Source organism: Gordonia aichiensis NBRC 108223, from assembly GCF_000332975.1.
Taxonomy (GTDB): Bacteria; Actinomycetota; Actinomycetes; order Mycobacteriales; family Mycobacteriaceae; genus Gordonia; species Gordonia aichiensis.
The window spans coordinates 636,072-649,265 of record NZ_BANR01000003.1 but is presented as its reverse complement, the minus strand read 5'-3'; the positions used below and the strand labels follow the sequence as shown (position 1 = coordinate 649,265).

The following is a 13,194-nucleotide window of genomic DNA, read 5'->3' as shown; positions in this document are numbered from 1 at the left end:
TCGACGGTCGCTCTGCTCCCGGCTCACGAGAGATTCCATCTGCTCGCCGAGCCGAAGATCGAGACCTGGATCGGTCCCGACAGCGGAACGTCGGCCACCTTGCGAGTCACGCCCACCATCATGCTGTCCTGGTAGAGCGGGAGATAGATCGACTGCGCGGCGAGCAGCGGCTCGGCTTCGGTCAACTGCGGCAGCGGATCGTCCGACGACAACGCGTCACGAGCCAACCCGATGAGCACCGGATCACAGACACCAGACGGGTTGGACGCGTAGACATCCTGGGTCGAGGTCTCCTGCTGATCCGGTGCGTCGCTGGTGGGTGTCGGCGGCGTCGACAAGCTCGGCGCGGTGCCCGGCTTGGGCTGGTCGCAGTCCACCTGCGAGGCCAACGCCGCAGCGGGCGGTACGCCGAGGCCGGTCCAGCCCACGGCCATGTCGACGCGTGAATCCGTCAGCGCCACCCCGTACAGCTCGTTGTTGGGCAGCGAGACCACCGCAGCGCGCACACCGGCATTGCGTAGCTGGTCGACGATGTTCGCGGCCGCCGCGGTCGACCTGGGATCTCCGCTGATCGCACCGACACGCACGGCCAGGTCATGCCCGTCCTTCTCGAAGCCCGCGACGCCGTCAGGGACCGGTGACATGGTCGAGGCGGGGTCCTCCGTCGCAGGTGCCGATGAGGACACGCCCGACGAGGGGCCGGTCGATGCACGCGGTGCTGCCGACCCCGACGCACCCGAGCTCGGTGCCGACGACGGGACAGAGGACGACGAGGCCGCTGCACCTGCGGCGCCTCGCCGGTAGCCGGCGGACGCGAGGAGTTCGTCGATCTGGTCGGCACCCGGGCGCTGCCGGTCGACCGGGAAGTACCCCGCATCCGATGGCGCAAGGATCGTGTTCGCGAACGGCGTGACGACGGTGTCGCCTGCCCCCGCGTAGGTGACGACGGCCGGGTCGATCATGCCCAGAATCGCGCGCCGAACCGATACCGAACTCATCACGGGAGTGCGCGCGTTGACGCTGATGCCCAGCGCCCGTGACGTCGCGGAACGTTGCGTCTCGATGCCGGGGACCGCAGCGAGTTCGGCGCTGCTGGCCGGTCCGGTGCCCAGCGTGGCAATCGACGAGTCGCCCGTACGTACCGACTCGACCATCTGCGACGCCGTTCCCGCGCGGCGCAGGACCACCTGGTCGAGGACCGACGGCTTCACCCAGTAGCGATCGTTGCGGATCAGACGCACCTCGTCGCGGGTGGTGTCGATCGAGAAGACCGAGAACGGCCCCGCCGACACCGGTTTACCGCTGTCCATACCGGTCTGGAAGCCCGCGGGCGCGCCCTTGAGGACGTGGCTGGGCAGCAGCCAGGTGAACATCTCGCGCCATGCCGGATAGGCGCGGGCGAACTTGACGGTCACCACCTTGCCGCCGTTGCTCGACTCGACGGAGTCGATCAGTCGGTAGCCGGCGGGCGCGACGACGTTGGGCTGTCGCGACATCTGCTGCCACAGGTAGCTGAAATCGTCTCCGGTGACCGGGAGCCCGTCGGACCACTGGGCGTTCGTGTGGATCTTGTAGGTGACGGTGAACGGCTGCTGCGACGTCACCTCCGCTGAGGTCAGCAACGAATCCGACCGCTGCCAGACGACGCCGTTGGGTGTCTGCACGGGTTCGAACGCACTCGGCAACGTCATCGCGGCGATCGCCGTGGTGACCGGACTCTGATCGGCGGCCAGATGGGGATTGAACCCCTGGCCGACGGAGTCGGTCGCGACGTAGATCGTTTTCTCCGTCGGGTACTCGGCGGGAGTCTGGGGCGGCGCCTGGGTCTCGCGGACGGGCGGCGGAGGGTCCGACATGCAGCCGGCCATCGTCGCCACCACGAGGACGCTGAGCACCGCAACCAGGAGGTGCCTGCGTTGTCCGCAGCGCTCAGCCGCTCGCACCTGCATCGGCCTCCTGCCGGTCACCCACTCACCCCCACCATCGCGTACCGACGCCTACGCCGGCATCAACCCCGACACCCACGAGGTCGACTAGCCGGCCGCCTGATCGCGCGACTTGGCACGCGAACGCTCACGGGCGCGCGTCGACGAATCGAGATGCACCTTACGCACCCGAACGACCTCCGGGGTCGCCTCGACACACTCGTCGACGGCGCAGAATTCCATCGCGCCCTCGAGTTCGAGGTGCATCGGCTTGGCCAGGGTCTCCATCACGTCGGCCGACGACTGACGCATGTTGGTCAGCTTCTTCTCACGGGTCACGTTGATGTCGAGGTCCTCGGCGCGCGGATTGATGCCGACCACGTGGCCCTCGTAGGTGTCGTCACCCGGGTTGACGAAGAACGTGCCGCGGTCGGCGAGCTGGATCATCGCGAACGGCGTCACCGTGCCCGCACGGTCGCTCACCAGCGAACCGGTGTGCCGTGCGCGGATCTCACCCGCCCAGGCGTCGTAGCCGTCGAACACCGCGTTGGCGATACCGGTGCCGCGGGTCTCGGTGAGGAAGTCGGTACGGAAACCGATCAGTCCGCGCGACGGAACGCGGAACTCCATGCGGACCCACCCGGACCCGTGGTTGTTCATCTGGTCCATACGGCCCTTACGCGCCGCGAGCAACTGGGTCACCGCGCCGAGGTACTCCTCCGGGACATCGATGGTCAGGTGCTCGAACGGCTCGTGCACCTTGCCGTCGACCTTGCGCGTGACCACCTGCGGCTTGCCGACGGTCAGCTCGAACCCCTCGCGACGCATCTGCTCGACGAGGATCGCCAGCGCGAGCTCACCGCGGCCCTGCACCTCCCAGGCATCGGGACGATTGATGTCGACGACGCGCAGCGACACGTTGCCGATGAGCTCGGTGTCGAGGCGGTCCTTGACCATGCGCGCGGTGAGCTTGTGCCCCTTCACCCGGCCCGCGAGCGGGGAGGTGTTGGTGCCGATGATGACCGAGATGGCAGGCTCGTCGACCGTGATACGCGGTAGCGCGACCGGATTCTCTGCGTCGGCGAGGGTGTCGCCGATCATGATCTCGGGAATGCCTGCGATCGCCACGATGTCGCCTGCGACCGCGGACTCCGCGGGGCTGCGCTCCACGCCGACGGTAGCGAGGAGTTCGGTGATCTTGGCGCGCTCGGTGACGGGCTCACCGTCAACCTCACGCATCCAGGAGACGGTCTGGCCCTTCTTGAGGGTGCCGTTGTGGATGCGGACCAGCCCGAGGCGCCCGAGGAAGGGCGAGGCGTCGAGGTTGGTGACGTGTGCCTGAAGCGGCGCCTCGGCGTCGCCCTTGGGCGCGGGAACGTGCTCCATCAGGACGTCGAAGAACGGGTCGAGGTTCTCTCCCTCGGGGACCTCTCCGTTGGCGGGTTCGACGGTGCTGGCGATACCCGCACGGCCGGATGCATAGAGCACCGGGAGGTCGAGGACCTGCTCGGCGGCTGCGGCCGCCTCGTCGTCGAGGTCGGAGGCAAGGTCGAGCAACAGGTCGTGGGTCTCGGACACGACCTCCGAGATGCGCGCGTCGGGGCGGTCGGTCTTGTTGACCAGGAGAATCACCGGCAACGACGCACTCAACGCCTTGCGCAGCACGAAGCGCGTCTGCGGGAGCGGGCCCTCGGAGGCGTCGACGAGGAGTACGACGCCGTCGACCATCGACAGACCGCGCTCGACCTCGCCGCCGAAGTCGGCGTGACCGGGCGTGTCGATGACATTGATGACCACCTCGGTGCCGTCCGGCTGACGACGATGCACCGCGGTGTTCTTCGCGAGAATGGTGATGCCCTTCTCGCGTTCGAGGTCACCGGAGTCCATCACGCGATCGACGAGCTCGGCGCGCTCACCGAACACTCCGGACTGGCGGAGCATCGCGTCGACCAGCGTGGTCTTGCCGTGGTCGACGTGCGCGACGATCGCGACGTTGCGGAAGTTGGGGGCAGCGCTCACTGAGCTCTCTTTCATCTTTTTCGACGTCCCGAAGGCATGCGCGGGCCGTCGGCGATCCGGTTTCGGGCACCGGATGTGGACTCTACGACGCTCAACAGGGTATCTGCTCGGAGGATGAGAGCGCGATCACACGGCAACAAGCGGGTCCGACGTGCGTCGACACCACCCATCGGTGCCGTCTCACCGCGACCTGCCGCTCGCCTGCACCACGATCGCCCCGGCGACGGCGAGGATGCCGATCACCTCGGTGACCGCGGGCACCTGACGTAGCGCAACGACACCGACCACAGCGGCGGTCACCGGCAGTAGCGCCAACAGCACGGCAAACCTCGCAGGCCCCACCGAGCGAAGGATCACCTGGTCGAGCGCGTACGGAACAGCAGTCGAGAGCACGCCGAGCCCGAGGCCGAGTCCGATGAGCGACCACAGACCCTCTCCCGCGTGGACGGCCGTGCCGATGGTCAGCGCCAACGGCGACGTCACAATCGCGGCGACGACGAAACCCGTTGTCAGATCCTCGATCCCGGCTCCGCGCACGGCTACCCGACGCCCCAGCAGGATGTAGCCCGCCCAGCATGCCGCCGCGGTGAGGGCGAGGACGACGCCGATCACGCTGCCCGCCCAGTGCACGTCGACGATGAGTACGACGCCGACCACGGCTGCCAGCAACGCCACCACGTCGCGCCCGGTGCGTGAACCGACGGCGGCGACGACGATCGGCCCGAGGAACTCCAGCGCGACGGTCGTACCGAGGGGCAGGTGGTCGAGCGCGAGGTAGAAGGCGATGTTCATGGCCGCGGTCATCAGACCGAACAGCCCGGCCAGGCGCAGCCGGTGCCACCGCCAGGCGTCGCGACCGGGCCGCACCACCACCGCGAGCACGAGTCCGGCACCGGCGATTCGCAACCACGCGACGCCGGCGGGCGATACCGCATCGAAGAGATCGATCGCGATCGCCGCGCCGAGATACATCGACGTGCCGCCGACGAGCATCAGCGCGGGAGCCAGCCAGCGCGCGTCACGCGTGGAGGTGGCCCGATCTGCCCCGCTCTGTTCTTGGCGTCGCCGTGCTGTCACAGCCGCCGAACCTACTCCGCACCGTGTCGCGATCGCGCGAACATTTTCGCGGGCCCGTCCGGCGTTGTCAGGATGACCCGGACGAACCCGCAGATCCCGTCGTCAGTCCGTTCGACTGGGCCTTCCTGACACATCCACTCGCGGGGGCCTTGCCCGCGAACCTGTCCGCCAGCCAGTCGTAGGCCTCGTTGTATCCGGCGACACCGCCCGCGATATGACCCATGGCTGTTCCACCGAGCACCGGGAAGGTGATCGTGCGGTACTCGAGCGACCTCGGCTGTTTGCCGCACCACTCGGCGAACAGGTTCTGGCCCTGCGAGATGGGTACCGTCGGGTCAACAGGGTTGCTGGACAGCAGAATCGGGATGTCGGTCGGCTTGCTCATGCCGACCTTCTGTTCGTTGACGCGTTCGGCCAGCGCTGGGGTGGAGTCGATGATCTCGCCAATCGTCTTGCCACTGACCGTCCAGGTGCTCGACTTCGGGGAACCGAGTGCGGTTGTCGCCAGGATACATTGGCCGCGAACAAGATTCGCGATTCGCTTACCCTCCGGGTTGAGTAGCGGCGGAATCTTTTGCGCCATATCGGGATACAACGCCATCGCACCGTCGATCGCCCACCCGATCGTACCGCCGAGGCGCTGGCCGTCGAGATGATTGAGCAGGCTGCGCAGATCCGTCGGCGCGCCGCCCGCGTAGATCCCGACAACCTGCCTGGCGAGCTCGGGAGCGTAGCGGTCGATCAGTTCCGCAGCGGCGGCGGTCGCAGCGCCACCCTGTGAGTACCCGGCGAGCGCGACCTTCGTGTGCGGGTTCACGCCCGGCAACTGCAGTGCAGCGCGCGCTGCGTCGATCACCGCGTCGCCCTGGTCCACGCGCATCGCGAAGGTGTGATCACCCGGTGTGCCGAGTCCGATGTAGTCCGTACTCACCACGCCGTATCCCCGCGAGAGCAGGTTGTAGGTGATCAGCGCTTCGATCTCGGCCATCGGACCGCCGGGGAACGCCAGATTCGGTGCGGAGACGAGCCGCGAGGGCGCACACTGGTCCCCCATCCCGTGCGCACCCGGCCCGTAGGAGACCAGTGGCCGCGAGCCCGGCCCTGTCCAGGGCCGCGACGGCTGGAGGTAGTAGCCACTGACGGCAACCTTCTTGCCGAGACCGTTGGTCGACACGTACATGATCTTGGTCGCCGACGCCGGGATCCTCCCGGCTCGATTGGGGACGGTGACGAACGTCGACATCGACTGCGTACGTAACAGTGTCCCTGCATCGGGCAGCGGGCCGGCGGGCGGTCGATAGAAGGTGTCGGTGCCGTCCGACGATCCGGTCGAACCACTGCCCGACGACCCGAGCGGGGCCGCTGCAGCACGTCCGGCATCGACGACGCCTCCTGTTCCGAACACCCCTGCCACCCCGATCGCCACGACGCAACCGACGGTCGCAATGGCCCGCCGCCTCCCGCCACCACCGGAACGAAACACACGCCAGTACGACACAGCTCCCCCTCAATTCCTCTGCCACAACCGATTTGGTTCATGTCGCCCAGCGCGACCGGGCACTCACCATCACCGCCCCCGTTGTTCGGTGTACGACTGTAAACCGCCGGGCGGCGGGTTGCACGGGTTGATGACCGAACTGTGATCAAACGTCGTGCGCGCTTGAGCGGATCAGTGTGCTCCGCCCGAGATCCTCAGCGACAGTTCCGGCAGCCACACCGTGTCGGCGGGCACGATCGCGCCCGACGCGGCCATCTCGTCGAGTTCGTCGACGGTGACCCAGCGCAGACGGGAGTGTTCGACGGCTCGTGGCTCCCCGCCGACGATTCGTGCCCACAGCGCGACGAGGGTCAGGTCGTGCGCGAGTTCGACCGAGCGCTCCAGGCGTGTACCGACCTCGACATCGACGTCGAGTTCTTCACGTAGCTCACGCCGCAGGGCTTGAGCCGGGTCCTCGCCCTCTTCGACCTTGCCGCCCGGAAGTTCCCACAGTCCCGCGACCTCGGGTGGGTACCGCCGCTGTGCCAGCAGGAGTCGGCCGTCGGCCGAGGTGACGGCGCCTGCGACGACCATTCGCCCGCTCACGGACCGACCACTGCGATGTGCTCGGGACGCAACCGCAGCACGACGGTGTCGCCGACTCGCACGTCCCCCTCGGACACCGCGTCGATCTCCCCCACCGGCGTCGAAACCCGGACACGCTGACCGGCCGGGAGGTCGGCGACGGCCACAACCTCTCCCTCTGCAGCAGGCCGGTCACGTGCCCGATACTCCGCGGCTGCAATCGGTTTCGCATAGACCGATTCTGCGCGCAGGCCGAGTTCGCGTGGCTCGCGGTCATCCCCGACGCCGAGAGCACCGGCGTCCACGACGCCGAGCGGAGTGGTGACGACACCGTCGTCACGCTGAGCCGACAGCACCGTCGTACAGCCGAGGAACCGGGCGGTCCATTCGTCGACCGGCCGTTTCCACAGGCGCGCGGGGGAACTCGTCTGGACGATGTCGCCCGACCTCATCACCGAGATGGCGTCGGCGACGAGTGCCGCCTCGGTGTGGTCGTGCGTGACGAGGATCGTCGGCGTGTCGGTCGCGCGCACTGCGCGTCCGATGTCCAGTGCGAGTTCGTCGCGCAATCTGCGGTCCAGCGATGCAAGCGGTTCGTCGAGCAGCAGTAGACGCGGGTGTGGCGCCAGCGCGCGTGCCAGCGCCACACGTTGCGCCTGCCCGCCGGAGAGCTCGTCGACCGGACGTCGCTCGAATCCCGGCAACTGCACGAGTTCGAGCATCTCGGTCACACGCTCGGCGATCCGCGCCTTGCGCATGCGCCTGGCCTTGAGGCCGTATGCGACGTTCGCGCCGACGCTTCGGCCGCCGAACAGCTGACCGTCCTGGAATACGACGCCGAAGTCCCTCCGGTGGGCGGGCACAGCCACCAGATCGTTCCCGTCGAGGCGGATGCTGCCGCGCTCGACGTCTTCGAGTCCTGCGATGGCGCGGATCAGCGTCGACTTTCCACAGCCCGACGGTCCCAGCAGCGCGGTCACGAGTCCGTCGGCCCCGACGCTCCAGTCGAGGTCGTCGACGACCGTGTGCGACCCGTACGAAATGCGCACTCCCTCGAGTTCGAGCATCAGCCGAGCACCTCCGATCGTGGACGCAGCACTTCCACGAGGAGCATCGCGACCGCCGTCACGACAACCAGCACCATCGACGCAGCCATCGCCGTCGCCAATTGTGTTGCGCCGGGCCGGTTCAACGCGGAGCCGATCAGCACGGGCAACGTCGTGGTGTCGGCGCGCGCAAGAAAGCTCGTCGCGCCGAACTCGCCGAGCGCCATCACGAACGCGAAGCCACCTGCCGCAGCCAACGATCGACCGACCGCGGGGAGGTCGATCGTCCATAGCACCCGCACCGGCCCCGCTCCCAGCGTTGCTGCGGCGGCACGCGCACGGTCGGGAACGGCGTCGAGCGCGGGGACGACGATCCCGATCACGACCGGGATGGCGATCAGCGCTTGCACGCAGGGAATGATCAGCGGCGACGACGAGACGCGCGCCGGGAGTCCGGACAGCACGATGAGATACCCGAAACCCAGTGTCACAGCACTGATCCCGAGCGGCACGAGCGCGAGCACCGCTCCGCCTGTCCGCGCCACGCCCCGCGCGGTGTGCACTGCGATCGCCGCCATCACGCCGACCACGACCGCGATCACCATCGCGATGAGCGCGGAGACAAACGAATAGCGCAGCGTCGCAAGCGGTGTCACACCATTGACGGGTTCGGTCAGCGCTCGGTAACCGGCAAGCGTCCATGCGCCGTCGCGGCCGGGGCGAACCGACCGTACGGCCAGCACGGCGATCGGAACGACCAGTATCGCGATCGTCCAGATCCATGCGAGAGCGGCCCACAGTCGCGCACCTCCGCGGAGCCGTCGGCGCCGGGGTGACCGTGTTCGGGTCGCACTCGTCCGCGAGTGCGCCGTGACGACCCGTGTCAGCACGAGCGCGACCACCACGACCACGATCTGCAGCAGTGACAACGCCACCGCCTCCGGGATCCGGAAGTACCCGATGGCCTGTTGGTAGATCTCGGTTTCCAGTGTCTGCAGCGTGCCACCTCCCAGGATGATGATCACGCCGAAACTCGTCGAACAGAACAAGAAGATCAGCATTGCGGCAGCACCGACAGCCGGCAGCAGCGCGGGCGCGATCACGCTCCGCCACGCCCGAAACCGACCGGCGCCCAACGTGCGTGCCGCGTCGAGCACCCTGGTGTCGAGGCCCCGCCACGCGGCCCCGACGACACGTACCACCACTGCGACGTTGAGAAACACGTGTGCGGCCAGCACCGCCCACCATCCGGAACCGATGCGCGCGAACGCGAGCGGACCGTCGAACAGCGCTCTGAACGCGACGCCGACAACCACCGTGGGAAGGACGAAGGGGACGGTGACGACGGCATTCAGGATCATCGCCGACGCCCCGTGCAGTCGGGACGACAGCCAGACGATCGGTGCGGCCACCACCAGCGCCAACGCTGTCGACGCGGCCGCCTGGGCGATGGTGGTCCCGAGCAGGTGAGCCGCGTGGGTCCGGGTGAACAATTCTCCCAGGGACGCCGATCCCGTTGGCGCGTCGCCGGTGTGCGCCACGGCGCGCCAGACGAGTGCGGCCACCGGCCACACGAACAGCACGCCGAGGAACACCACCGGCACCGCCGCGGTGAGCCAACCCCCTAGGCGGTTGCTGGTCAGCGCCCTACTGCGCTGCGCCATTGCTGGAGCCACGTCTCCCGATTCTGCGCGATGTATGCGGGCGGCAGGTTCACCGTCGACTGAGGGATCGGCGCTCGTTGCGCCCACCCGTCGGGCAGCGGCGTGTCCTTCTGCACCGGGTACACGTACATGGCGGACGGAAGCGCCTTCTGCACCGTGGGACTCAGCATGAAGTCGACGAGCTTGCGCGCCCCCGCGGTGTTCGCAGCCCCCTTGAGCACGCCAACGTACTCGACCTGCCGGAAGCAACTGTCGAGCAGCGCGCTCGTGCCAGGAGTCGCCGCGGGCGACGACGCGTACGACAACACGATCGGTTTGGCGCCCTTGCCCTCCCCCGCCGTGAACAGCTGGTTGTAGGCGATCTCCCAACCAGACACGATCGTCGCGCCCGCGGCGGAGACCTGCCGCCAATAGTCCTGCCAGTTGTCGCCGAGGACTCCGACGGTACTGAGTAGGTACGCCATGCCCGGCGACGACGTGCCCGGATCGATGAGCGCCGCCTGCTTGGCGTAGGTGGGATCGGTCAGGTCGCGCAGGCTCTTCGGCGGCGTCTGGCCCTCGCGCCGGTACCACTCGTCGTCGACGTTGAGGCAGACATCGCCGCGATCGACCGCGGTCAACTCGTTGTGGGACTCCGGCACCGCGTACTGGTCTGCTCCACCTGCCAAGGCAGGCGAGGAGTAGGACTCGAGCGCGCCTGCGTCGATCGGCCGGGTGGCGAAGGTGTTGTCGATCCCGAAGACGGCATCGCCCTTGGGTGAACCGGGCGTCAGCGACACCGTCGAGGCAAGCTGCCCCGCGTCCCCGTTCTTGACCACCTTGAGTGTCAGGCCGGTTTCTTTCGTGAACGCATCGGACACCGATTGAGGGAGGTCGAACGAATCGTGGGTCAACAGTGTGACCTCAGAACTCGACGACGTGTCGTCGCCACACGCGGTCAACATCGACGCCCCGACCGCCAGCACGGTCACCGCCACTGCACTCGTGCGCATCAGCGCTCGCCTGCCGCTACCGCGACGTTCACGGTCACGCCTGGACTGTGCGGTCTGGTCTGTCACCAGCGCTCCTCATCTCCGGGAGAATCGACGTGGATCGAACTGTTGTCGATCTAACCAGGTGCGCAGCACCTGGTCGTCGGACCAGTGTCGGATGATTGGTCGCACGTCACATTCGTAACAATTACATCACCTGCACCAGGAGTTGCTCGACTTCGGCGTTAGGCTCCCTGGACATCGCCCCATCGTCGGGGCTTAGAATGACGCGCCGGCGTTTCCGAGCGGTGACACCCGGGTAGGGTCCCGGGTGTCCGAGACAAAACCGATACATACACCGACAACCGACAGGACACCGACAAGTGCGTCTATCAGCACTGACCAGCCGCGCCCGCATCGCAGTGGCCGCAGCAACGGTCGCCGTCGCAGCCTCGCTCGCCGCCCCGAGCATCGCGCACGCGGCGCCAGCGCCTACCGAAGCAACTCCGCCTGCGCCCACCAAGACCACGAAGGTCGACCAACGCACGCTGGACTCCCTCGGAGCTTTCGCGCCCGCGATCATCGGCTCGGTCACCACCCCAGGACCCGACGGCAAGGTGAATGCAGAACTGCTGCAGCAGGCCCGCGCCATGGCCGATCAGCCGGGACTCCCCCCGCAGGTCGCAGGCACCTGGCAGAAAATCATCGACTTCCTCGGCGAGCCGGGACGCCGGCAGGTAGCCCGGATCGAGGCAGCGAAACCCGGAGAACCGGAGATCCCACAGGGTCCCAATGCTCCGAAGATCCAGGAGTTCCTCTACCCGACGCTCGGCTTCGGTTGCATGCCCGGTGGCGGTAATTCGCTCGGCCGCGCCCTGGTGACGGCAGGCCCGCAAAAGGCGCCCGCCCCCGGACCCAAGCGAGGCCAGGCCGGTTACGTGTACACCAGCCTCGGCACCGGCCCCGCGATCAACAACCAGGCTCGCAAACTGCTTGTCAGTTGGGTCAACATCGACAACGGCCGCACCGGGCAGCTTCAGCTCAAGCGCAATGCGTTGATCAACGCCACCAACGGCCCGGGCACGTTCACCGGGATCGCTTCCACCGGCAAGGGACGCGTGATCTCGACCATCTACGGCGACGTCACCACCAAGACCAAGGGCAAGGTGCTCAACTGCACCATCATCCCGACGATCGGACTCGCGATCGTGTGATCGGACGCGGTACCCACCCGTGCGGCGAAGCCGGGGAGCTCACAGGCTCCCCGGCTTCGCCGTTTCCAGCGCCTGACCGGCAGATGACCGCGCGCCGGGACCACGCACATGCATCCTCACAACGTCGCACCACCGACGGATCGCGTGCTGATCGCGCATACGTCACAGCTCGGACTCACAACTTGCAGCGCGTGCCCTGGCCGTGATCTCTTGTAACTCTAGAAACATCTGTCACACCAGTACCACGCGTTTCAGCGTGGTCTGGCTGTCGTGTCGAGGAGAACCATGATGATGTCCGCGCGCCGCACCATGACCGGGGACCGCGAGCACAGTCGCCGACGAGTCCGCACGGGCATCGCGGGCGCAACGATTGCCGCAGCGATGGTGTTTGTTCCCGCGACCGCATCGGCGGCACCCGACCTGCCGACCGCGCCGACAACCCTCGCGCCCGATCCTCAGGCGCTCGGCAGCGTCCCCCTCGACCACGAACTCGCCGAGGCGGTCAAGGCACTCAAAGCAGCCGGCGTCGACCAGTTGGCCCTCAAGGCCGCCGAGGCCGTGAAGTCGTCGCTGGGACAACTCTCGACCGCCGACATCGAGAGCAAACTCAACACGTTGTCGGTTGCTCTCGGCGGCTCGTCGGCCTCACGCGAGGTCAGCGCCACAGCAACTCCGGCTGCGGGATCCGACATCGAGTCGGTGCTCAAGACTCTCGGAATCCAACCGTTCTCACCGGCCATCGCCCCCTTCTGCGCCACGCCGACCGACGACAACCCGCTCGGGATCGTCACCGCAGCCGCGGGAGCGGCCCCCGGACCATGGCCCATCCGGAGCGAGCAGATGAAGGCCGTCGAGCCCCTCGCGCCGCTGCTCACACTGATTCCGGGCATCACGCTGCCCAAGAAGCTCAATCTGGTCGACAAGGGCGAGACCGCGTTCGCGTTCGTACCCACGACGGTCGGGACCGCAACCACAGACGACGGGCAGATGCAGGTTGCGTGGTTCAACGCCTCAACGCTGCAGGGCGGCTTCGAAAAGCTTACGGCTGTAGATCCGCGCACGAAGGCCTTGCTGCCGCTGCTCTCCGGTGTGCGGCTCGCGCCCGTCAAGACCGGCAGCGGCACCATCCTCGCTGCGATCTACGGCACGTCGAGCAATGCGGGCCACTCGTGCTTCTTCCTCCCCGCCGTCGGCGTGGTGAACGCCAAGTGACCAC

The 13,194-nt window shown here is 67.5% G+C and carries 10 protein-coding genes; 2 read left to right on the top strand and 8 right to left on the bottom strand.

The features are described 5' to 3' along the window. Positions 1 to 23: 23 nt before the first annotated feature. The 8 genes from GOACH_RS04450 to GOACH_RS04415 form a co-directional block, all read right to left on the bottom strand. Positions 24 to 1,949 carry an ABC transporter family substrate-binding protein gene (locus tag GOACH_RS04450; protein WP_052003886.1) on the bottom strand — a complete coding sequence of 642 codons (1,926 nt, stop codon included), beginning with the start codon at positions 1,947 to 1,949 and terminating at the stop codon, positions 24 to 26. Between the two features lie 84 nt (positions 1,950 to 2,033). Then, positions 2,034 to 3,944 carry a translational GTPase TypA gene (gene typA, locus GOACH_RS04445; RefSeq protein WP_040517599.1) on the bottom strand — a complete coding sequence of 637 codons (1,911 nt, stop codon included), beginning with the start codon at positions 3,942 to 3,944 and terminating at the stop codon, positions 2,034 to 2,036. Between the two features lie 180 nt (positions 3,945 to 4,124). After that, positions 4,125 to 4,916: an EamA family transporter gene (locus GOACH_RS04440; RefSeq protein WP_083859022.1), complete on the bottom strand. Its 792-nt coding sequence runs from the start codon at positions 4,914 to 4,916 to the stop codon at positions 4,125 to 4,127. 172 nt (positions 4,917 to 5,088) lie between these two features. Continuing rightward, positions 5,089 to 6,426, bottom strand: a complete 1,338-nt coding sequence (locus tag GOACH_RS04435; RefSeq protein WP_245551803.1) for a lipase family protein — start codon at positions 6,424 to 6,426, stop codon at positions 5,089 to 5,091. Between the two features lie 264 nt (positions 6,427 to 6,690). After that, complete coding sequence (locus GOACH_RS04430) at positions 6,691 to 7,104, bottom strand: (deoxy)nucleoside triphosphate pyrophosphohydrolase (protein WP_005171144.1); 414 nt, start codon at positions 7,102 to 7,104, stop codon at positions 6,691 to 6,693. Further along, positions 7,101 to 8,150, bottom strand: a complete 1,050-nt coding sequence (locus tag GOACH_RS04425; protein ID WP_005171141.1) for an ABC transporter ATP-binding protein — start codon at positions 8,148 to 8,150, stop codon at positions 7,101 to 7,103. Before GOACH_RS04425 ends, GOACH_RS04430 begins: the two co-directional genes overlap by 4 nt. Beyond that, positions 8,150 to 9,793: an ABC transporter permease gene (locus GOACH_RS04420; RefSeq protein WP_005171138.1), complete on the bottom strand. Its 1,644-nt coding sequence runs from the start codon at positions 9,791 to 9,793 to the stop codon at positions 8,150 to 8,152. The genes GOACH_RS04425 and GOACH_RS04420 overlap by 1 nt, the downstream gene beginning before the upstream one ends. After that, positions 9,769 to 10,851 (bottom strand): thiamine ABC transporter substrate-binding protein, encoded by a 1,083-nt coding sequence (locus tag GOACH_RS04415; RefSeq protein WP_005171135.1) that lies wholly within the window; start codon positions 10,849 to 10,851, stop codon positions 9,769 to 9,771. Before GOACH_RS04415 ends, GOACH_RS04420 begins: the two co-directional genes overlap by 25 nt. A gap of 296 nt (positions 10,852 to 11,147) precedes the next feature. Between GOACH_RS04415 and GOACH_RS04410 the strand changes: the two genes are divergently transcribed. Together GOACH_RS04410 and GOACH_RS04405 are read left to right on the top strand one after the other, a co-directional pair. Further along, a complete protein-coding gene (locus GOACH_RS04410; RefSeq protein ID WP_005171132.1) occupies positions 11,148 to 11,978 on the top strand; it encodes an Rv1157c family protein in 831 nt (276 codons plus the stop codon). 288 nt (positions 11,979 to 12,266) lie between these two features. Beyond that, a complete protein-coding gene (locus GOACH_RS04405) occupies positions 12,267 to 13,190 on the top strand; it encodes a hypothetical protein (protein ID WP_005171119.1) in 924 nt (307 codons plus the stop codon). Positions 13,191 to 13,194: the final 4 nt, after the last annotated feature.